14 protein-coding genes and 1 pseudogene are annotated in these 22,328 nt (G+C 69.3%); 8 read left to right on the top strand and 7 right to left on the bottom strand.

What is annotated here, in order from left to right:
- The 6 genes and pseudogenes from VI238_RS02570 to gyrA form a co-directional block, all read left to right on the top strand.
- Positions 1 to 1,700 (top strand): annotated as a pseudogene (locus VI238_RS02570) (exodeoxyribonuclease V subunit gamma); the annotation flags it as partial.
- The gene (locus VI238_RS02565) at positions 1,697 to 5,314 is read left to right on the top strand and encodes a UvrD-helicase domain-containing protein (RefSeq protein ID WP_331648127.1); all 3,618 of its coding nucleotides are present in this window, start codon (positions 1,697 to 1,699) and stop codon (positions 5,312 to 5,314) included. The pseudogene VI238_RS02570 and the gene VI238_RS02565, both read left to right, overlap by 4 nt.
- Positions 5,311 to 7,053 carry an exodeoxyribonuclease V subunit alpha gene (gene recD / locus VI238_RS02560; RefSeq protein ID WP_331648124.1) on the top strand — a complete coding sequence of 581 codons (1,743 nt, stop codon included), beginning with the start codon at positions 5,311 to 5,313 and terminating at the stop codon, positions 7,051 to 7,053. The genes VI238_RS02565 and recD overlap by 4 nt, the downstream gene beginning before the upstream one ends.
- 94 nt (positions 7,054 to 7,147) lie before the next feature.
- Positions 7,148 to 8,176, top strand: coding sequence for an S-methyl-5-thioribose-1-phosphate isomerase (gene mtnA, locus VI238_RS02555; RefSeq protein ID WP_331648121.1), 1,029 nt, complete (start codon positions 7,148 to 7,150; stop codon positions 8,174 to 8,176).
- A 23-nt stretch (positions 8,177 to 8,199) separates the two neighbouring features.
- Positions 8,200 to 8,640 carry a GtrA family protein gene (locus tag VI238_RS02550; RefSeq protein ID WP_331648119.1) on the top strand — a complete coding sequence of 147 codons (441 nt, stop codon included), beginning with the start codon at positions 8,200 to 8,202 and terminating at the stop codon, positions 8,638 to 8,640.
- Between the two features lie 185 nt (positions 8,641 to 8,825).
- Positions 8,826 to 11,486: a DNA gyrase subunit A gene (gyrA, locus tag VI238_RS02545; protein ID WP_331648116.1), complete on the top strand. Its 2,661-nt coding sequence runs from the start codon at positions 8,826 to 8,828 to the stop codon at positions 11,484 to 11,486.
- Positions 11,487 to 11,572: 86 nt separating this feature from the next.
- On the opposite strand, the gene VI238_RS02540 is transcribed toward gyrA, so the two are convergent.
- Positions 11,573 to 12,052, bottom strand: coding sequence for a peroxiredoxin (locus VI238_RS02540; protein ID WP_331648114.1), 480 nt, complete (start codon positions 12,050 to 12,052; stop codon positions 11,573 to 11,575).
- A gap of 154 nt (positions 12,053 to 12,206) precedes the next feature.
- Here VI238_RS02540 and VI238_RS02535 point away from each other — a divergent pair, with 154 nt between their 5' ends.
- Positions 12,207 to 12,650 carry an Hsp20/alpha crystallin family protein gene (locus tag VI238_RS02535; RefSeq protein WP_331648112.1) on the top strand — a complete coding sequence of 148 codons (444 nt, stop codon included), beginning with the start codon at positions 12,207 to 12,209 and terminating at the stop codon, positions 12,648 to 12,650.
- 226 nt (positions 12,651 to 12,876) lie between these two features.
- Positions 12,877 to 13,761: a DnaJ C-terminal domain-containing protein gene (locus VI238_RS02530; RefSeq protein ID WP_331648110.1), complete on the top strand. Its 885-nt coding sequence runs from the start codon at positions 12,877 to 12,879 to the stop codon at positions 13,759 to 13,761.
- Positions 13,762 to 13,811: 50 nt separating this feature from the next.
- Here VI238_RS02530 and pilH read toward each other — a convergent pair whose 3' ends face one another.
- From pilH to VI238_RS02500, 6 genes are all read right to left on the bottom strand, one after another.
- A complete protein-coding gene (pilH, locus tag VI238_RS02525) occupies positions 13,812 to 14,180 on the bottom strand; it encodes a twitching motility response regulator PilH (protein ID WP_331648108.1) in 369 nt (122 codons plus the stop codon).
- Positions 14,181 to 14,242: 62 nt separating this feature from the next.
- Positions 14,243 to 15,241, bottom strand: coding sequence for a YhdH/YhfP family quinone oxidoreductase (locus VI238_RS02520; protein WP_331648106.1), 999 nt, complete (start codon positions 15,239 to 15,241; stop codon positions 14,243 to 14,245).
- Positions 15,242 to 15,367: 126 nt separating this feature from the next.
- Complete coding sequence (lpdA, locus tag VI238_RS02515; protein WP_331648104.1) at positions 15,368 to 16,789, bottom strand: dihydrolipoyl dehydrogenase; 1,422 nt, start codon at positions 16,787 to 16,789, stop codon at positions 15,368 to 15,370.
- 109 nt (positions 16,790 to 16,898) lie between these two features.
- Positions 16,899 to 18,119 (bottom strand): 2-oxoglutarate dehydrogenase complex dihydrolipoyllysine-residue succinyltransferase, encoded by a 1,221-nt coding sequence (gene odhB / locus VI238_RS02510; RefSeq protein WP_331648102.1) that lies wholly within the window; start codon positions 18,117 to 18,119, stop codon positions 16,899 to 16,901.
- A gap of 142 nt (positions 18,120 to 18,261) precedes the next feature.
- On the bottom strand, positions 18,262 to 21,165 hold the full coding sequence (locus VI238_RS02505) for a 2-oxoglutarate dehydrogenase E1 component (protein WP_331648100.1): 2,904 nt from the start codon (positions 21,163 to 21,165) through the stop codon (positions 18,262 to 18,264).
- Between the two features lie 153 nt (positions 21,166 to 21,318).
- The gene (locus VI238_RS02500) at positions 21,319 to 22,287 is read right to left on the bottom strand and encodes a GNAT family N-acetyltransferase (RefSeq protein ID WP_331648098.1); all 969 of its coding nucleotides are present in this window, start codon (positions 22,285 to 22,287) and stop codon (positions 21,319 to 21,321) included.
- Positions 22,288 to 22,328 lie beyond the last annotated feature (41 nt).

The raw sequence follows: 22,328 nt of genomic DNA, 5'->3' as shown, positions 1-22,328 counted from the left end.
TCGAGCGCGTCGACGCGCTGTTCGACGTGGATCCCCACGACGACGCCGAGCGCGCTGCCGGCGACGCGCTGCGACGACGCATCGCCGACCTCGCGCGGCAGTCGCGCGACGCCGGTTCCGGGACGCCTCAACCATGGCCGGTCGTGCACGAAGCGCTGCTCGGCATGCTCGCGGAACTTCCGGACCGGCAGCCGTTCCTGCTCGGTGGGGTCACGTTCTGCGGGCTCGTGCCGCAGCGGTCGATCCCGTTCAAGGTCGTCTGCGTGCTCGGCATGAATGAAGGCGAGTTTCCGCGCAGCGCGAGTGACGCCGGCCTCAATCGCATGGCGGCGCTCCCCCGACGCGGCGACCGCGACACGCGCAGCGAAGACCGCTATCTGTTCCTGGAAGCGTTGATGTCCGCGCGCGAGTGCCTGCACTTCAGCTACATAGGTACCGGCGTCCACGACGGAAAGCCGCGCAACGCGGCATCGCCGCTCGCGGAGCTGCTGCAGTTCCTCGATGAGCAGCATGCGATCCCCGCGGCTTCGTCGATCGCGCGCCCCTGGGTGGTCGCGCACCCGTTGCAGCCGTTCGATCCCCGCTACTACGAGCGGGATGCACGCGGCGCGCCTGCGCACGACGAATGCCTGTACTCGTACGACGCGACCTGGCTCGTGCCTGCGCGGGATGATGCGCATGTTTCGCGTGCGCCGTTCATCGAGCCGGTGCCGCCGACGGCGATCTCGCTGAGCGCGCGCGAGGTGTCGTTGCAGCGGTTGCGGCAGTTCTGGAGGGATCCCGCGCGCGGCACGCTCGACGCGGCCGGCGTCGGGCTCGAAGCGCTCGACGAGCAGAGCTGGCCGGATCGCGAACCGCTCGAGTCGCGCGTCGCCCCGCTCGAGCGGTTCGACCGCCGCTTGCTGTTCGACGCGCTCGCCGCGTGCGCAAGCGAATTGCCGGAAACGCCGCCGCCGTGGCTCGCCCGTTCCGGACGGCTGCCGGCCGGTGCGATCGGCGTCGAGACCTACGCGAACGTGCGCGACGCCACCTCGGCCATGCTCGCCGCCGCGCGAACGTGGCTCGATGGTGCCGTGCGCGCCGAAGCGCGGGAGGTGGACGTCGACCTCGGCGACGGCGTTCGCCTGGGAGGCCGCATCGAGCGCCTGTTCCGCCGTTCCGATGGTCGACTGCTGTTGTTCGATGCGAAGCCTTCGGGAGAATCCGGTTTGCGCGAGTGGCTCGCGTTCCACATCGACTGGGCTGCGCTCCGGCTCTGCTGCGACGATGCGGACGCAGCGTTCTTCGACTACGAGAAAGAACAATGCCGTGCGTCGCGTCCGCGATGGCTCGGGCCCTTGCTGGCCCAGGATGTACATCGCTTGCGTGCCGGACTTCGTCGGCTGGTCGAGTTGTGGATCGCGAGCGAACGGCGGCCGTTGCTGTTCTTTCCTCGCACCGCGTGGGCGTTCGCGACGACGGCGCGAGCCGATCGACGCATCGAAGCGGCTCGCAAGGCGTGGCTCGGGGACGAGCGCGATCACAAGGGCGAACGCGACTACGCGCCGGGGCACGCGCGCCTTCTCGCGCGCGACCTCGACCTCTTCGACGAAGCATCGCCCGCGCATGCGGCATTCGCCGCAGCCGTTGCCGTCGTCGCGGACGTCCTCGATCCCACGCGCGACGTGCTGTTCGCGACGTCGCCGAAGGGCGCCGCATGAACCCGTCCCCGCGTACGACGCTGCAGCCGCTCGACTGGCGCACGATGGCGCTGGATCGTCGCGTGCTCATCGAGGCGAGCGCGGGGACCGGAAAGACCTGGAGCATCGGGCTCGTCTATCTGCGGCTGCTGCTCGAATGCGACATCGGGGTGGAGCAGATCCTCGTCACGACGTTCACGGTCGCCGCGGCGCAGGAGCTGCGCGAGCGCCTGCGTCAGCGCATCGTCGAAGCGGAGCAGTGGCTGCAGCGCCACGTCGAGGGCGCGCACGGAGCGTCGTCCTCGGACGCCTCGCCGCTCGATGGGTATCTCGCCGAACGCTGCCGCGAGCCTGGCTGGGCCGAGCGCTCGCTGCGCCGCATGCGCATCGCGCGTGCGGACATCGATCGCGCGCCGATCTCGACGATCCATGCGCTGTGCCAGCGCATCCAGCGCGATTTCCCGCTCGAGAGCGGCGCGGCGTTCGGGGAGGAGCGCCTCGTCGCCGACGAGGACCTGCGCCGCGAATGCGTCGAGGATTTCTGGCGGCTCCGCTACCTCGACGGCGCGGTCGACGCCGAGGAACGTCGCGTCGTGTTCCGCGAGGGGCCCGAGGGACTGTTGCGCGACCTCGGCACGATCGCCGCATCGGGCGACGACTGGATCGAGCCCGACGGCTACGACGCCATCGTCGAAAGGGCGGCGCGACTCGCGAACCCGTCCGACATCGCGGAGCTGCGCCGCCTCGCGAATGACGCCGGCCTTTACGACGGCCGCAAGCGTGCGCTGGCCAAGCGCCTGGACCAGGTGGCAGCAATCCTCGAGCATTCCCCGCCATCGATCGACGACCTGGCGCTCGCGCTCGACGACTATTTCAGTGACGCGATGATCGAACAGCAACAGGCGACCTCCGCATCGGTGCGGCTGCGAGAGCACCCGCTCGTGCGCGAGTTGCAGCGCCTCCGCGAATCGATCGCCGCGCGCGCGGTGCTGGTCCGGGGACGCGTGCTCGCCGCGGCCGCGCAGGCATGCCGTAGCGGCATTCCCGAACGCGCGCAGCGTCGCGGAGTGGCGACGTTCGCGATGCTGATCGACCGCATCCACGCGCGCCTCGCGGACCCGGAGCACGGGCCGGTGCTCGCGGACCGCCTGTTCACCGCGTTTCCGGCGGCACTGATCGACGAATTCCAGGATACCGACACGCGCCAGTACGCGATCTTCGACCGCATCTATCGCGATGTGCGCGGCGGCGAGCGCGGAAGCCTCGTGATGATCGGGGACCCGAAGCAGGCAATCTACGCGTTCCGCGGCGGCGACATCGGTGCCTACATGGCGGCAAGCCGACAGGCCGGCGCGCGCCACTCGCTCGCGACGAACCAGCGGTCCGCTCGCCGCCTCGTCGATGCGCTCAATGCACTGTATGGCGATGCGGGGGGGTTCGGCACGTCCGGCATCGACTACCAGCCCGTGAGCGCGGCCGGTCGCGCGGACGCGAAGCCGTATCGGGTCGACGGCGTGCCGCTCGAGCGACCGTTGCTCCTGCATCTGTTCGCCGAAGACCGCGCCGGCAAGCAGCCGGTCTCGCGTCTGCACGAACTCGCGCTCGACGATTGCGCAAACGACATCGTCGCGCGCCTCGGCGACGGCTCGCACACGATCGACGGCCGGCCGCTCGCGCCGGGCGACTTCGCGGTGCTCGTACCGACCAACATCGACGTGATCGCGATGCGCCGGCGCCTGCGCCAGCGCGGCGTTCCGTGCGCGGGCGGCGGTCGCGGCAGCGTGTTCGAATCCGAGGCCGCTGCCGAACTCGAATTGCTGCTGCACGCGGTGCTCAACGCCGAGGACGAACGCGCCGTGCGCGCGGCGCTCGCGACGCGCCTGCTCGGCGCCGACCTCGCCGTCCTCGAGCAGTGGACGCAGTCGCCGGCCGCGTTCGAGCGCGAGATCGAGCGCTTCGCGCAATGGCGCGAACTTGCGCGGCAGCGAGGCGTGCTCGCGCTGCTGCGCGCCGTGCTCGAACGCCGCGCGGGCGCCTTGCTCGCCGGAACCGACGGTGAGCGCATGCTGACCGACCTGCGCCACCTCGGCGAATTGCTCGCCGCCGAAGAGGCGCGCCGCCACGGACTCGAGGGGCTGCTCGCGTGGTTCGCGACGATCCGCCGCGAGAAGGGCGACGACGACACCGCGGCGAACGACGCGCGGCAGCTGCGCATCGAAAGCGACGCGGCGCGGGTACAGATCATGACGATCCATTCGAGCAAGGGCCTCGAGTTCCCGATCGTCTACCTGCCGCTCGCCTGGCGCGTGCAGGACCTGCACGGCGTACGTGCGCCGCGGGTGCTGCGCTTTCGCGACGAGGCGGGGCACTTGCGCATCGACGTCGGCTCGAGGGATTTCCTCGCGAATCGCGCGCGCCATCATCGCGACGCCCTCGACGAGCGGCTGCGCCTGCTGTACGTGGGCTTGACGCGGGCGGTGCACGCGTTGCACGTGTATTGGACGGATCGCGGGAGTGTGCCGGGCGACGGCGGCATCGACGCCGCAACGGCCTGGCATGTCGCTGCCCTCGACGTGCTCGTCGAGGCCGCACTGCGGCGCGGCGGCGCAGCGCGGGGGGAGGCCGGGTTGCGCGAGTTCGCCCGCGCGGTACCCGGCATCGATGTCGTCGGCGCGCATGCGGGCACGCCGGCGCCGTTCGAAGCGGATGGGAACCTCCAGTTGCCGCGCGCGGTGCAGGCGCCGGCTCCCGGCCTGCGCCGCTTCGAATGGCAACACAGTTTCAGCTCGCTCGTTCGTGGCATCGCCGCGCACGTGGCGGAGGAGGCAGGGGCGTCCGACGAGGCGCTCGCCGAGGCAGAGGTCGAGATCGAATCCTCGCCGGCCGAGGACCCGCGCCTCGCGGTGCTGCAGGCGTGGCGCGGCCCGCGTTTCGGCGACGCCGTCCATGCTCTTTTCGAACATGCGGGCGCGCAGGCGCTATGGCCGGCGCAACGCGAGCGCATCGAGCACGAACTCCTTGCACGCGGCTTGCGCGCCGCCGCCGGCGACGCCGGCGCGGTCGAGCACGTCGGCCGCATGGTCGATCGCTGCCGGATGGCCGACCTCGGCGGCGGACTCAAGCTCGCTGCCGTCGGCGACGACCAGCGCATATGCGAGTTCGAGTTCCAGTTGCCCGTCGACGACGTTTCGGTGGCGCACCTGCGCCAGCTGTGCGAGCGACACGGCGTGACCGATGTCGTCCCCGCCGCGCTCGACCGGCACGTGATGAACGGCATGCTCGGTGGCTTCGTCGACCTCGTGTTCGCCTGGGACGGTCGCTACCACGTGCTCGACTACAAGACCAACTGGCTCGGTGCGTCGCTCGTCGACTACGGAGCCGACGCGCTCGATGCCGCGATGCAGGCGCACCATTATCCGCTGCAGGCGCTTCTCTACAGCGTCGCGTTGCATCGTTACCTCGGGCGCCGGATGCGCGGCTACGCGGCGGAGCGCGACCTCGGTGCGAGCTGGTACCTGTTCGTGCGCGCCGTGGGGTTCGGCACCGGACTCGGCGTCTGGCATCGACGCTGGCCGGTGGCCCTGATCGAGGCGATCGACGCCGAGCTCGCAGGCGGTGCGAAGGAGGCGGCATGAACGTCCCCGCGGAGCGTGCGCTCGACCTCGGGCTCGCCCAGTGGATTCGCGACCGGACCGGCTCGGACGTACTGGCCCGTGCCGCGCAGCTCGCGAGCGCGGCGGAAGGGGATGGACACGCCTGCGGCCGGCTCGCCGCGTTCGATGCCGCCGAGATCGAGGCGTTGCGCCGGCATGCGTGGGTCGGAACCGGAGACGTCTTCCGGCCCTTCGTGCTCGACGGCGAGCGCCGCTTCTGGCTCTGGCGCAACTGGCGCCACGAGCAGCGCCTCGCCGACGCGCTGCTCGCCCGTTGCGCCGCGCGCACGCGACCGCTCGCGGATGCGGTGCTCGCACGCGATGCCGCCACGTTGTTCGAAGACGGCGATACCGAACGCACGGCCGACCAGCGCGCCGCGCTTGCGGCGGTTCCCGGTGCGCGCCTGTTCGTGCTGACCGGTGGTCCGGGCACGGGCAAGACGACCACGGTCGTGCGCATGTTGCTGATGCTGCTGCGGCACGCGGGCGCGTGCGGCCTGCCGGAGCGGCCGCGGATCGCGCTCGCCGCGCCGACCGGCAAGGCGGCGCAACGGCTCGCGCAGGCAATCGCGCGCGGCAAGGACGACATCGCGCGGCACATCGCCGGCAGCGCCTTCGACGGTTTGCTCGATGCGATCCCGCACGCGCAGGCGCAAACGCTCCACCGGCTGCTCGGCTACCAGCCGTCGCGCAACCGCTTCGCCTACGGCGCCGAGGATCGCCTTCCGACCGACGTGGTCGTCGTCGACGAGGCGTCGATGGTCGACCTGGCGACGATGCGTCAACTCGTCGAGGCGCTGCCGGCGTCGTCGCTGCTGATCCTGCTCGGCGATCCCGAGCAGCTCGCGTCGGTCGATGCGGGCTCGGTGCTCGCAGACGTCGTCGCGAGCGCAACCGAACCGGCGTCGCCGCTGCGCGGGCACGTCGCCGTGCTGAGACGCGTATGGCGCGCGGGAAGCGACCTGCAGCGAGCGATCGAGGCCTTGCGCGATGGCGCGGCGGGATGGACGGCGCGACCGGGCGCGGCCGAAGGCGCGATGCTGCGCGCATGCGCGGACGGGGCTGCCTTGCGCGCGTGCATCGACGCCTGGCTGGAACGGCACGCCGCCGAACACGCGCGGCTGTTCTCCGTCGGGATCGACCCCGCCGCCGCGCTTGCGCTGCTGCGCGGCAGCCAGGTGTTGTGCGCATTGCGCGAGGGTCGCTTCGGCGCCGCCGGCGTCAACGCGCGCGTGAGCGAGCGGCTCGGCGCGCGCCACGGGTTCGACGCCAGCCGGACCTGGTACCACGGCCGGCCCGTCATCGTCACGCGCAACGACTATGCCCGCGGCCTCTTCAACGGCGACGTCGGCATCACGGTCGAGGACGAGCTCGGCCTGCGCGTCTGGTTCGAGACGACCGGCGAGGAGGGCGATGCCGCCTTGCGCAGCTTCTCTCCGCGCGTATTGCCCCCGTGCGAGACCGCGTGGGCGATCACGATCCATCGCAGCCAGGGCTCCGAGTACGACGACGTCGCGGTCGTCCTGCCGCCCGACCCGGAACACCGCCTGCTCAGCCGCGAACTCGTCTACACGGCGATCTCGCGTGCTCGCCGGCGCGCCGAACTGTGGACCACGCCGTCGTCGCTCGAGGCTGCCGTCGCACGGCGTGTCGAACGCCTCGGTGGCCTGCGCGCACGCCTCGGCGGGCCCATTCGGCCGCGGCAGGGCCGCCTGTTCTGAGCCGGCGCGCATCTGGAGAGTCGGACGCCGCGCTGTTAACCTCGCGCCTCACCCGCCGATCCGACGGGCGGCGCGACCGCGCCGTCGCAGCCGCATGAATCCATCCGCCACGCGTTCCCACGACACGATCCGCGCCGTGCTTTGGCAGGGCGACCACCTGCGCCTGCTCGACCAGCGCCATTTGCCGCGCGAAGAGGCGTATGTCGACTGCCGCACGGCGGACGACGTCGCACAGGCGATCCGCGATCTCGTCGTGCGCGGTGCGCCCGCGATCGGCATCGCCGCGGCCTGGGGCGTCGTGCTCGCGGCACTGCACGACCGCGCGGACCTGCCACAGGCGCTCGCGCGCCTGCGCGCGGCACGCCCGACCGCGGTGAACCTCATGTGGGCGCTCGATCGCATGCAGCGCGCGATCGCGCGCGGAGCCGAAGCGGACGCGCTTGCCGCTGAAGCACGCGCGATCCAGGACGAGGACCTCGCGGCGAACCGGCGCATGGGCGAGTTCGGTGCGGCGCTGATCGAGCCGGGCAGTGGCGTGCTGACCCACTGCAACACGGGGTCCCTCGCCACGGCGGGGTTCGGCACCGCGCTCGGCGTGATCCGCGCCGGCGTCTCGTCCGGCCGCATCGCGCAGGTGTTCGCCGGCGAGACTCGACCGTGGCTGCAGGGCGCGCGCCTCACGATCTGGGAGCTGCTGCGCGACGGCATCCCGGCGACGCTCGTCGCCGACTCGGCGGCGGCTCACCTGATGAGCACGGGGCAGGTGGGATGGGTCGTCGTCGGCGCCGATCGCATCGCCGCGAACGGCGACACGGCGAACAAGATCGGTACCTACCAGCTGGCGATTTCCGCGCGCCATCACGGCGTGAAGTTCATGGTCGTCGCCCCTTCGTCGACGATCGACATGGCGACGCCGCGTGGCGCCGACATCGAGATCGAACTGCGTTCGCCGGACGAGCTGTTCGGTTACGCCGGCCAGCGCACCGTCATCGAAGGCGCGCGCGCGTGGAATCCGGTGTTCGATGTCACCCCGGGCGCGCTCATCGACGCGATCGTGACCGAGCGCGGCGTGGTCGAACATCCGGACGCGTCGCGCATGGCGGCCGTGTTCGGCGCCGGCTGAGCGGTCGTCGAAGGCCGCCTCGGATGGCACTGCGCCGACAGATCCTGCTGTTCGCGATCAGCGGCGTGCTCGGTTTCGTCGTCGATGCGGGCATCGTCCAGTTCCTCGTGCGCGAACTCGGCGCCAATCCCTACGGTGCGCGCATCGTTTCCTTCCTCGCCGCTGCGACGACGACCTGGGGTTTCAATCGCACCTACACGTTCGCCGGCCACGGCGGCGGCAGCCGACGCCGGCAGCTCGTGCGCTACCTCGTCGCGATGGCGTTCGGCTTCGCGTTCAACTACGGCGCCTACGTCGCCTGCGTACTGCTCTGGCCGCTGGTGCGGCATTGGCCGGCGATCGGCGTCGCGGCCGGCTCCGTTGCCGGCGCTGCGGTGAATTTCCTGAGCTCGAAATACTGGATATTCCGGCCTGCGCGACCGAGCCCTGGCGGGGACGCCGCGGGCGGCGCTAAGTGCCGTTGAAATCAGGGAAAAACGCTGCTCCGTGCGCCGTCGTGTGATATGATCGCGCGTTGATTTTGCGCTCGCGGCGCGGCTTCGCCCGAAGCCTCCCCGCCGTCGCGGCGGATGCGGCTTCCGACTGCCGGAATGCCTCACGCCGCGCGTGTTGCGCACCTCCCGAAATCGGACTTTTCTGAGGTTCCCGGATGGCTGAGCTGGCCAAAGAAATCATTCGCGTCAACATCGAGGACGAGGTCAGGAAGAGCTATCTCGACTACGCGATGAGCGTGATCGTCGGACGCGCGCTGCCCGACGTACGCGATGGCCTCAAGCCCGTGCACCGCCGAACGCTGTACGCGATGCACGAGTCCAACACCTCGTGGAACCGCCCGTACGTGAAGTGCGCGCGCGTGGTCGGCGACGTGATGGGCAAATACCATCCGCACGGCGACTCGTCGATCTACGACGCCCTCGTGCGCATGGCGCAGGATTTCTCGATGCGCTACACGCTCATCGACGGCCAGGGCAACTTCGGCTCCGTCGATGGCGACGAAGCGGCGGCGATGCGCTACACGGAGTGCCGCCTCGAGCGCCTCAGTTCGGAGCTGCTCGCCGACATCGACAAGGAAACGATCGATTACCAGCCGAACTACGACGAGAAGGAACTCGAGCCGACCGTCCTGCCGACGCGCATCCCGAATTTGCTCGTCAACGGCTCCGCGGGCATCGCGGTCGGCATGGCGACGAATGTCCCGCCGCACAACCTCGCCGAGGTGCTGTCGGCGTGCATCGCGCTCATCGACGATCCGGAACTCGGCTTCGACGATTTGCTGCGCATCGTGCCGGGTCCCGATTTTCCGACCGCAGGCATCATCAACGGCTCGGCCGGCATCGTCGAGGCGTACAAGACGGGCCGCGGCCGCATCCTCGTGCGCGCGAAATGCGAGATCGAGAGCGACGACAACGGCCGCGAGACGATCGTCGTCACCGAGATCCCGTTCCAGGTCAACAAGGCGCGGCTGATCGAGAAGATCGCCGAGCTGGTCAAGGAAAAGCGCATCGAGGGCATTTCCGAACTGCGCGACGAGTCGGACAAGGACGGCCTGCGCGTCGTCATCGAGGTTCGCCGAGACACCTCGGCCGACGTGCTCTTGAACAACCTGTTCCAGCAGACCCAGCTGCAGGTCACGTTCGGCATCAACATGGTCGCGCTCGTCGACGGCCAGCCGCGCACGCTGTCGTTGCGCGAGATCCTCGATGCGTTCATCCGCCACCGCCGCGAGGTGGTCACGCGCCGCACGATCTTCGACCTGCGCAAGGCGCGCGCGCGCGCACACATCGTCGAAGGCCTGACCGTCGCGCTCGCGAACATCGACGCGATGGTCGAACTCATCAAGACCTCGCCGTCGCCGGAGGAGGCGAAGCAGCGCATGCTCGCGCGCCGCTGGGAGCCGGGCATGGTGCGCGCCCTGCTCGCCGCCGCAGGTGCGGATGCGTCGCGTCCGGAAGGCATCGATCCGGCGGCGGGCCTCACGGCCGACGGCTACCAGCTGTCGGAGACCCAGGCGAAGGAAATCCTCGAGATGCGCCTGTCGCGGCTGACCGGCCTCGAGCAGGAGAAGCTCAGCGACGAGTACAAGGACCTGCTGCAGACGATCGCGCGGCTGATCGAAATCCTCGAGAACCCGGATGTCCTGCTGCGCATCATCCGCGGGGAGTTCGTCGAGTTGAAGGAGCAGTACGGGGACGCGCGTCGCACCGTGATCCAGGCGAGCCAGGAAGACCTCGACATCCTCGACCTCATCGAGCCGGAAGACGTCGTCGTCACGCTCTCGCACGCGGGTTACGCCAAGCGCCAGCCGGTGAGCCTCTACCGCGCGCAGCGCCGCGGGGGCAGGGGGCGCTCGGCGACGAACATGAAGGAAGAGGACTTCATCGAGCGCCTGTGGATCGCCAATACGCACGATACGCTGCTCGTCTTCACGAGCGCGGGTCGCGTGTTCTGGCTCAAGGTGTACAAGCTGCCCGATGCCGGCCCGAATGCGCGCGGCAAGCCGATCGTCAACCTGCTGCCGCTCGAGGCCGACGAGAAGGTGCAGGCGGTGCAGGCGGTGCACGACTACGCCGAAGGGCGCTACGTGTTCTTCGCGACGCGCAACGGTACGGTCAAGAAGACGCCGCTGCCGGAGTTCGAGTTCCAATTGCAGCGCGGCAAGATCGCGATCAACCTCGACGAGGGCGACGCGCTCGTCGACGTGCAGCTGACCGATGGCGCGCAGGACATCATGCTGTTCGCGTCGAACGGACGCACCGTGCGCTTCGCCGAAGACGAGGTGCGCCCGATGGGCCGCACCGCGGGCGGCGTGCGCGGCATCCGCCTTGCCGACGGTGCCCAGGTCGTGTCGCTGCTCGTGGTCGAGCACGCGGCGGAACAGGTCGAGGACGACGACGACGCGGCCGAACCGATCGAGGGCGAAGCGCTCGCGGAGGAGGCCGATGCGTCGCAGGCCTGCGTACTCACCGCGACCGAGCGCGGTTACGGCAAGCGCACGCCGCTGTCGAAGTATCCGCGCAAGGGGCGTGGCATCCGCGGTGTCATAGGCATCCAGTGCTCCGAACGCAACGGCAACCTCGTCGGTGCCGCGCTGCTCGACGATTCCCACGAGGTCATGCTGATCTCGAACCAGGGCACGCTCGTGCGCACGCGCGCGGCGGAAATCGCGCGCGTCGGCCGCAATACGCAGGGCGTCACGCTGATCCGCCTGCCGGCCGACGAGTCGCTCGTCGGCGTCGTCAAGGTCGACTCGTTCGGCGACGACGAGGACGACACCGCTTCGGCCATCGACGCGACGTCAGGGGAAGCCTGACGCCGCGAACGGTCCGCGGGAGCTACGGATGCCGCGATCTTGCGGGCGGACGGCCAGACCGTGGTTCTGCCGCGAGCCGATATCGCTCAGGCGATCGCGGCCAGCACCGCGTCCGCACTCGATGCCTTGAACTCGCCCGGCGCTTCGACGGCGAGGTGGCGCACGACGCCGTCTTCGGCATACAGCGCATAGCGCTTGCCGCGCATGCCCATGCCGAAGGGAGTCGCGTCCATCTCGAGGCCGATCGCGCGCGTGAAGTCGCCGTTGCCGTCGGCGAGCATGAGCATGCCCTCGGGAACGTGCTGCGCCTTCGCCCAGGCATCCATCACGAACGCATCGTTGACCGCGATGCAGGCGACATCGATGCCGCGGGCGCGGAAATCGGCGTAGCGTTCGACGAAGCCGGGTAGATGGCGCTCGGAGCAGGTGGGCGTGAAGGCGCCGGGGACGCAGAACAGGACGACCTTGCGGCCGCCGAAGATCTCCGCGGTGGTGATCGGCTGGATGCCGTCCGCGAGGGTGTTCAGCGTGACCGCGGGAATCGAATCGCCGACCTTGATCGTCATGGCTGGGTGCTCGTGCAGTCGCGGCGGATCGCCGCATCGCCGGGATCATACGTGGTCGGCGGGCGCATCGGCAGCTCTTGAAACGCTCGGGCCGGAACCTATCTTTTCGCCATCGCGGCGCAGCCAGCCGCTCCCAACGTGCGGAGAGAGAGTCATGATCGTCACCCATTACAACCCCTGGTTCGTGCGCGGCAACCTGCACGCCAAGCAGGCGCTCGAGCGCTTCTTCAACGCCGAGCCGGCCGCGTCGAACGCAGCATCGGCTGAGGCGCACTGGACGCCGCGCGTCGACGTGCGCGAGGAAGCCCATCGCTTCGTGATCCTCGCCGACCTGCCGGGCGTAGACCCGGCCACGATCGAAGTGCAGATGGACAAGAACGTGCTGTCGCTCAAGGGCGAGCGGACGGCCGAAACCCTGGCCGATGGCGCCAAGGCGACGCGCGTGGAGCGCGCTCACGGCCGCTTCGATCGCCGCTTCGTGCTTCCCGACAGTGCCGATGCCGACGGCATCAGCGCGAGCGGCAAGCATGGCGTGCTCGAGATCACGATCCCGAAGAAGGCGCAGTCGGCGCCGCGTCGCATCGCGATCAACGGCTGAATGCGACGGGGCGCGAGGGCGCCCCGAACGCGCGGCTTTGCTACGCTGGACCGCGCGCGGCGACGCCCGTGGTCATCGATCGGCCCGCGGACGCGTTCGCGGGCCGTTCGTTTTTGCGTAGCCTGCACGGAAAGACAGGGCTCGGCGCGCCCGGCACGCTGCCGTCGTCGTCGTCGCGACGACGCGCGGGCTGCCGCCGGGTGCACGTTCACAGGTGGGGGACCGGATGGAGTTCAAGGACTACTACGACATACTCGGCGTCAAGCCCGACGCAAGCGAGACCGAGATCAAATCGGCCTACCGCAAGCTCGCGCGCAAGTACCACCCCGACGTGAGCAAGGAAGGCGGCGCCGAGGAGAAATTCAAGGCGGTCAACGAAGCGTACGAGGCGCTCAAGGATCCGCAGCGCCGACGCGCCTACGACCAGCTGCGCGCGGGCGGCTATCGCAATGGCGACGAGTTCCGCGGTCCTCCGCCCAACTGGCAGCACGGCCCGGCGTTCGAGGAGGAAGGCGCCGACTTCAGCGACTTCTTCGAGTCCGTGTTCGGCGGGCGCGGCGCCGGCGGTCGGACCGCCCCGCGCCGCGGGCGCGACGTGCACGCGCAGGTCGCCGTCGACCTGCGTACCGCCTACCACGGCGGCCGCGAGCGGATCGCGCTGCGCGATGGCCGGCGTGAACGCACGCTCGAAGTGAAGATCCCGGCCGGGATCCTGCCCGGCCAGCAGATTCGCCTCGCGGGTCAGGGTTCGCCGGGCGTGCACGGCGGACCGCCGGGCGATCTCATTCTCGAAGTGGGCCTGCGCGAGGACGATGCGTACGTGCTCGACGGCAACAACGTGCTGAGCACACTCGCGATATCGCCATGGGAGGCTGCTCTCGGTGCGACGGTCACGGTGCCGACGCTTGGCGGCGACGTCGAGCTGCGCGTGCCTGCGGGTTCCGACAGTGGACGGAAGATGCGCCTGCGGGGTCGGGGCTGGCCCGGCAAGGTCGCCGGCGACCAGATCGTCACGCTCGTCGTGCATGCGCCGAAAGCGGAGACGCCCGAACAGCGCGAGCTGTACGAACAGCTCGCGCTCGGTTACCCCGGCTACGATCCGCGCGCCTGAATCGGGCGTGGCGGCGGCGGTGGCGCGCCGCGACCCGGCGCGCACATGGCTCAGCCGGCCGGAAGGTATTCCTTGATCACGCGCGTGAGTTCGGCGTCGTCGATCGGCTTGGTCACGTAGGCCTTCGCGCCCTGGCGCATGCCCCAGACGCGATCGGTGTCCTGGTCCTTGGTCGTGACGAGGACGATCGGGATGTGGCTCGTCTTCGGATCCTTCGAGATCGTGCGCGTGGCCTGGAACCCGTTGAGGTTCGGCATGACGACATCCATCAGGATGAGATCGGGCAGTTCGCGCTTGGCGACTTCGACGCCGGCGGCACCGTCTTCGGCGGTGATCACCTGATGGCCGAGCTTCTCGACCGTGCGTTTCATACCAACGAGCTGCGACGGCGAATCGTCGACGATCAATACTCTGGACATGCTGCAGTTTCCCCTGTTGAAGGGTTCATTCTAGACGCCGGCGGGTTGCCGGCAAAGACCATTCAGGCGATCCTCACGACCGTCCGGCCGAGCGATCCGCCGGCGAGCATCGTATCGAAAACCGGGGGTAGCTCCGAGAGGGCGACCTCGCGATTCGCGATGGCGTCAAGATGCGCCGGTTTCCAGTCGCTCGCAAGGTGGTCCCAGACCCGGTCGCGGATCGCGCGTGCCGTACCGGCCGACGCAACGCCGAGCAGGCTCACCCCGCGAATGATGAACGGCATGACGGTGGTCGCGAGTTCGGCCGAGGCGGCGAGGCCGCAGCTCGCGATATTGCCGTACGGGCGTATCACGCGGGTCAGGCCGGCCAGCATGTCGCCGCCGACGTTGTCGATCGCGCCGGCCCAGCGCGCGGTCTCGAGCGGGCGCTGGCCCCAGTAAAGCCCCGTGCGCGCGATGCACTGCCTGGCGCCGAGGCCGATCAGCCAGTCGAACTGATCGACCTTGCCGGTGATCGCGTGGGCCTCGAATCCCGCCTGGGTGAGGATGTCGATCGCGAGCGAGCCGACGCCCCCCGTCGCGCCGGTGACGACGACCGGCCCCATGTCCGGCGTCTGCCCGTTGCGCACGAGCTGGAACAGCGACAACGCCGCGGTGAATCCGGCGGTGCCGAGTGCCATCGACTCGCGCAACGTCAGTCCGGCGGGCAGCGGAATCGTCCACTGCGATTCGAGTCGGGCGTATTCAGCGTAGCCGCCGTCGCGCGTCTCGGACAGGCCGCAGCCGGTGCAGAGTACGGCATCGCCTTCCTTGAACGCGGGGTCGGTCGATGCGGCGACGTAGCCCGCGACGTCGATCCCGCCGTTGAGCGGAAAGCGGCGCAGGATCTTGCCCTTGCCGGTGCCCGCAAGGGCGTCCTTGTAGTTCACCGACGAGTACGCGACCTTGACCAGCACCTCACCGGGCGAGAGCTCGTCCGCGCGCATCGTTTCGATGCCGGCACGGTACCCGGACGCGTCGTCGTGGATGCGGAAGGCGGAAAACGGGGCTTGCAAAGTCATCGATCGACCCTCGTCGCTACGCGCCGGACGGCCCACGGCCGCCGTTGCCGGATGTCGCGGGCGCCAGCGCTGGATCACGCGCTCGCCACCCCGGCGCCGGACGGCGGGGTGGGGCTCGTCGTCTGCTCAGTTCGCCTTGTGGATCGCCCGCTTGTCGACCGACATCGCGGCTTCATGCACGGCTTCGGACAAGGTCGGGTGCGCGTGCACGATGCGCGCGAGGTCCTCGGCGGACCCCTTGAACTCCATCGCCACGACGCATTCGGCGATGAGTTCGGACGCGTTCGCGCCGACGATGTGGCAACCGAGGATGCGATCCGTCTCGGCGTGCGCAATGATCTTGGCGAAGCCGGCCGGCTCGTTCATCGCGACCGCGCGACCGACCGCTGCGAACGGGAAGCTGCCGGTCTTGTACGGGATGTTCTCGGCCTTGCACTGCGCTTCGGTCTTGCCGACCCACGCAATCTCCGGCTCGGTGTAGATGACCCATGGGATCGTGTCGAGGTTGACGTGGCCGGCCTTGCCCGCGATGAGCTCGGCGACCGCGATGCCTTCCTCGAAGCCCTTGTGCGCGAGCATCGGGCCGCGCACGCAGTCACCGACCGCCCACACGCCGTCGACGCCGGTCCAGCAGTGCTCGTCGACGACGACGCGACCGCGTTCGTCCACCCGCACGCCGGTGCCGTCGCCGAGCACGCCGTCCGTGTACGCACGGCGGCCGACCGCGACGAGCAGCTTGTCGACGACGAGCTGCTTCTCGCCGTCCTTCGCGGCATAGGTGAGATGGACTTCGTCACCCTTGACCTCGGCCTTCGACAGCTTCGCGCCGAGCTCGATCTTGAGGCCCTGCTTGCCGAACTCGCGCGCGGCGGTCTTGGCGACGTCGGCGTCGGCGACGGCGAGGAAGCCCGGCAACGCCTCGAGCACGGTGACGTCGCTGCCGAGGCGCATCCACACGCTGCCGAGCTCGAGGCCGATCACGCCCGCGCCGATCACGCCGAGGCGCTTGGGGACGGCGTCGAACGCGAGCGCACCCGCATTGTCGACGATCGACGTGCCGTCGAACTTGGCGAACGGCAGCTCGATCGGCACCGAGCCGGTCGCGATGATCACGTTCGTGCCGGCGACGACCTGTTTGCCGCCGTCCGGTGCGGTGATCTCGACCTGGCGATCCTTGAGCAGCTTGCCCTTGCCGAGGAACGAGGTGATCTTGTTCTGCTTGAACAACAGCGCGACGCCGCCGGTGAACTGCTTCACGATCTTGTCCTTGCGGCCGATCATCGTCTTGACGTCGATCGCGGCGTCCTTGGTCGTGATGCCGTGCACGTCGAAGTGCCGGGTCAGGTTCCAGAACTGCTTGGACGAATCGAGCACCGCCTTCGACGGGATGCAGCCGACGTTGAGGCAGGTGCCGCCGAGCGCAGCCTTGCCGTCGGCGCCCGTCCAGTCGTCGATGCAGGCGGTCTTGAGGCCGAGCTGCGCGGCGCGGATCGCGGCGTGGTAGCCGGCGGGGCCCCCGCCGATGACGATGACGTCGAATTGGTCCATGACGGGATCCCTCGAATTGAAAGGTTTTCCGAGCAAGCCGAGGGCCGAGGACTGAACAGCGAGGGCGCGTGCCCGCTCTTCGGCCCTCGGCCCCCGACCCTCGCTTCGATCACATGCCCAACAGCATGCGCTGCGGATTTTCGAGCTGGTTCTTGATGTCGACGAGGAACAGCACCGCGTCCTTGCCGTCGATGATGCGGTGGTCGTAGCTGATCGCGACGTACATCATCGGCGCGGCGACGACCTGGCCGTTCTCGACGATCGCGCGTTCCTTGATCGTGTGCATGCCGAGGATCGCGCTTTGCGGCGGGTTGACGATCGGCGTCGAGAACAGCGAGCCGAACGTGCCGCCGTTGGTGATCGTGAACGTGCCGCCCTGCAGGTCGTCGAGCGTGAGCCCGCCTTCGCGCGCCTTCTTCGCGTAGGTCGCGATCGCCTTCTCGATCTCGGCGAAGCTCATGTTCTGCGCGTCGCGCAGCACCGGCGTGACGAGGCCCTTGTCGGTCGCCACCGCGACCGAGATGTCCTGGTAGCCGTGGTAGATGATGTCGTTGCCGTCGACCGAACTGTTGACGATCGGGTGGCGCTTCAGCGCCTCGCACGCGGCCTTCACGAAAAAGCTCATGAAGCCGAGCTTGATGCCGTTCGTCTTCTCGAACTGTTCGCCGAGCTCCTTGCGCATCGCGCTGACCTTGGCGAGGTTGATCTCGTTGAACGAGGTCAACATCGCGATCGAGTTCTTCGACTGCATCAGGCGCTCGGCGATCTTCGCGCGCATGCGCGTCATCGCCACGCGTTCCTCCGGTCGCGAACCCGGCGTCGGCCTGGCCGCCGCGGCCGGTGCGGTCGTCGCCGCCGGCGAACCCGAACGCATGAAATTGACGAGGTCTTCCTTCGTCACGCGGCCGTCGCGACCGGTGCCCGCAACCTGCGAAGGATCGAGCTTGTTCTCGGTCGCGACACGCTGCCCGGCCGGCGAGAGGTCGGCCGACTTGGCCGGGCCCGGAGCCGCGGCCGCAGGCGCGGACGCCTTCGGTGCATCCGCCTTGGCCGGCTCGGCAACCTTCGCGGCCGGCGTCGCGGCGGCCACCGCGCCTTCCTCGAGGATCGCGAGCACCTGCTGGCTGGTCACCGTCGCGCCGCTGTCGAACTTGACCTCCTTCAGCACGCCGTCCGCCGGAGCCGGCACTTCGAGCACGACCTTGTCGGTCTCGAGGTCGACGAGGTTCTCGTCGCGCTTGACCGCGTCGCCCGGCTTCTTGTGCCAGGTCGCGATCGTCGCGTCGGAGACGGACTCGGGCAGGACGGGGACTTTGACTTCGATGGCCATGATGGATTGTCCTTGGAAAATTCTTCTCGAGCCTCTCCACCCGACGGGGGAGGGGTTGGCATGAAATCACTCGCGGGGCGCGGACTCTCATCCTGCCCTTCGGGCCACCTGCTCCCGGTGGGCGAAGGGGCAAGCAGCGAGTCTACTCCGCGACGCTGTCGGTTCCCGCCGGCGCGACCAGTGCCTGCTCGAGCAATGCCGCCTGTTCGACGACGTGCGTCGACAGATGACCTGCGGCAGGCGCGGGCGAGCGCGCGCGACCCGCATACAGCAGGTTCTGCTTCGGCCCGACGACCTTCAGCAGGTGGTGCTGGATCTGGTACCACGCACCCTGGTTCATCGGCTCTTCCTGGCACCAGACCACGTCCTGCGCGGCCGGGTACTTCGCGAGTTCCGCGGCGACCTCGGTGCGCGGGAACGGATACAGCTGCTCGACGCGCACGATCGCGACGTCGTCGATCTTGCGCTTGCCCGCGTCTTCGACGAGGTCGTAGTAGACCTTGCCCGAGCAGAGCACGACACGGCGTACCTTGGCGCCCTTCTTCGCGGTCGTGTCGCCGATCGCGAGCTGGAAGGCGCCGTTGGCGAGCTCGTCGAGCGAGGACACCGCGAGCTTGTGGCGCAGCAGCGATTTCGGCGTCATCACGACCAGCGGCTTGCGGCAGTCGCGCAGCATCTGGCGGCGCAGCAGGTGGAACATCTGCGCCGGCGTGGTCGGCACGCAGACCTGCATGTTGTCGAGCGCGCACAGCTGCAGGTAGCGCTCCAGGCGCGCGGACGAATGTTCCGGGCCCTGCCCCTCGTAGCCGTGCGGCAGCAGCAGCACGAGACCCGAGAGGCGGTCCCACTTCGCTTCGCCGGACGAGATGAACTGGTCGATGACGACCTGGGCGCCATTGGCGAAGTCGCCGAATTGCGCTTCCCACAGCACCAGCGTATTCGGCTGCGCCGTCGAGTACCCGTACTCGTACGCCATCACCGCCTCCTCGCTGAGGAGCGAGTCGATGATCGTGACGTCGGCGTCGTCGCGCACGCGCGAGAGCGGCACGTACTCGCCGCCGCTGTTCTGGTCGTGCAGCACCGCGTGGCGATGGAAGAACGTGCCCCGTCCGGAATCCTGGCCGACCAGGCGCAGGTCGCGGCCGTCGGCGACGAGCGTGGCGTAGGCGAGATTCTCGGCGAAGCCCCAGTCCATCGGCTGCTCGCCCGCGGCCATCTTCACGCGATCCTCGTAGATCTTCGCGACGCGCGGCTGCAGCGTGAGGCCTTGCGGCAGCGTGAGGATCGTGCGGCTGAGTTCCGCGAGCTTGTCGCGGGCGACGCCGGTACCGACCGGCTGCGCGAGCTTCGCGCCGACGTGCGGGCGCCAGTCGACGGCGAACTCGTCCTTGAACGCGGGGTCGAGCTCGGCGATCGGCGTGCCGGCCTCGAGCCGCGCGCGATAGGCGTCGACGAGCTGCTGCGCGTCGCCTTCGGCGATCAGGCCTTCCGCGACGAGTTTCTGCGCGTACAGCTCGCGCGCGGTCTTGCGCGCGCGGATGATCTGGTACATGAGCGGCTGCGTCGCGGCCGGTTCGTCCGCCTCGTTGTGGCCGTGGCGGCGATAGCAGACGAGGTCGATCACGACGTCGCGCTTGAACTTCTGCCGGTAGTCGAATGCGAGGCGCGCGACGAACAGCACGGCTTCCGGATCGTCGCCGTTGACGTGGAACACCGGCGCGTTGACCATCTTCGCGACGTCGGTGCAATACAGCGTCGAGCGCGCGTCGTGCGGGTTGGAGATCGTGAAGCCGACCTGGTTGTTCACGACGACGTGGATCGAGCCGCCGACGGCGAAACCGCGCGCCTGCGACATGTTGAGCAGCTCCATGTTGACGCCCTGGCCCGCGAACGCGGCGTCACCGTGGATGAGCACCGGCACGACGTGCTCGCGCGCCGCGTCGCGGCGGTGTGTCTGGCGCGCGCGCACCGAACCGCACACGACCGGATTGACGATCTCCAGGTGCGAAGGATTGAACGCGAGCGCGAGGTGAACGGTTCGGCCGGGCGTCTTCACGTCGGCGCTGAAGCCCATGTGGTACTTCACGTCGCCGGAGTGGGCCGGGTCGTCCGGGTGGTCGAACTTGCCGTCGAATTCGGCGAACAGCTTCTGCGGCGACTTGCCGAGCACGTTGACGAGCACGTTCAGGCGGCCACGGTGGGCCATGCCGACGACCATGTCCTTCATGCCGTCGGCGCCGCCGCGGCGGATCAGCTCGTCGAGCAGCGGGATCAGGCTGTCGCCGCCTTCGAGCGAGAAGCGCTTCTGCCCGACGTACTTGGTGTGCAGGTAGCGCTCGAGGCCGTCCGCCTGGACGAGCTTCTCGAGCACGCGCTTCTTGTCGTCGGCGGAGAGGCCATAGTCGCCCGACGCGCGTTCGAGCTGTTCGTGCACCCACTGGCGCTGCTCGACGTCGGAAATGTGCATGAACTCGGCGCCGATGCTGCCGGCGTAGGTCGCCTTCAGGCGCGCGACGAGGTCGCGCAGCTTGAGTCGCTGCGGGCCGGCGAGCGAGCCAGTGCTGAACTCGCTGTCGAGGTCGGCGGGACCGAGGCCGTGGAATGCCGGGTCGAGATCGGGCGCGGCCGGGCGCGGCAGCAGCCCGATGGCCTCGAGGTCGGCATCGGGGAACGCGTGTTCCATGTCTAGCGGGTCGAGGCGCGCGGCGAGATGGCCGCGCGAACGGTAGGCGGTGACGAGCTTGAGCACCCCAGCCTGCTTCTGCGACGGTGCGTCGCCGCCCGGCACCGGCGCCAGTGGCGCCGACGCACGCGGGCCGAGCTTCTGCGCTGCCTCGATGCGTGCGATCGCGGCCGAGTGGGGCACGTCGCCGGCCTCGCGGCCCTTGAGCGAAGCGAAGTAGGCCTGCCAGGTCGCGCCGACGGTCGCGGGATCGACCAGCCACGCTTCGTACAGGTCTTCGACGAACGCGGCATTGCCGCCGGAAATCGGCGAAGTCGCCTGGAATTGCTGGAGTAGGCTGGGCTGGGAAGGATTTGCGCTCACGCTGCCACCATGCAGACGAAAAAGCGCGCGGTTGCGCGCCTCGGAGTGTGCTCACGGCGGCCGTGGCTCGACCGGCCGGCACAACGTCGGAAGTATAGCCCGTTCAGCCCGGTTTGTTGCAGATGCACACGCGATCAGATGGGGGGGGCGCGTTCAGATCGCAAGCACGCGAAGGTCCTCGCTCGGCGTCGAACGCTCCCAGATCTGGTCGAACAGCGAGGCGAGTTGCGCGTGGCGGCCCGGAGCGTAGGTCGAACCCTCGCCCTCGAGGCGGTTGCCGAGCGGGCGAAACAGGTAGCCGCGCCGATCGTTGAGCAGGAACGCAGCCGGATACTGCAGGTCCTGTTCCTCGACCGGCGTGCGCAGCTCGATCGCGCTCGGCAGGCGCTGCGCGAGCGCGATCAGACGGTGGCCGTCGGCGACGGCCTTGCGCGGGTCCTGCACGAGGATGCGGATCCGTGCGTGCCGGCCGGACAGCGCGATGCGCTTGATCTCGTCGAGCGACGCGGCGACATCGAACAGCACCGCGTCGAGGTCGCGCGTGTAGATCGCGAGTTCGTGCCGCGCGTCGGCGAGCAGTTCGCCGATCGCGGCGAGTGCCTGGTCGCGGTCCTCGACGACGAGCGTGCGCGCTTGCGGGATCGGAGCGAGCGGCGGCTGTTCGCGCGCGCCGGCCGGATCGAGGTCGCAGCGCATCGTCTGGTGCGCGATGCCGCATTCGAGGAACGGCTCGCCTTCGACGCGGAAGCCGAGCGCGGCGTAGAACGGGATCGCGTGAGCCTGGCTGTGCAGCTCCACGAACGGGTAGCCGAGCGCGCGCGCCCGTTCGAGCAGCACGCGCATGATCGCCTGGCCGACGCCTCGGCCGCGCCAGTCGGCGAGTACGGCGACACGGCCGATCGCGCGCTTGGGCGTGAGCCGACCGGTGCCGATCGCGCGGCCGTCGCTGTCGCGCGCGATCACGTGGTGCGACTTGGGGTCCTGGTCGTCGATCTCGTCCTCGCGCGGCACGGCCTGCTCGAGCACGAACACCTGCTCGCGCACGCGCCGCAGGTCGTCGAAGTCGGCGTCCCAGGACGCGGGTTCGACGTGGAAGTCTTCGCGGATCGTCGGCGGGCTCACGGTAGTCCTCCGGGTCGGCGCGCACGCACGAGCACCAAATG

Source organism: Dokdonella sp. (assembly GCF_036518555.1).
Lineage (GTDB): Bacteria > Pseudomonadota > Gammaproteobacteria > Xanthomonadales > Rhodanobacteraceae > Dokdonella_A.
This window is presented reverse-complemented; position numbering and strand designations above follow the sequence as displayed.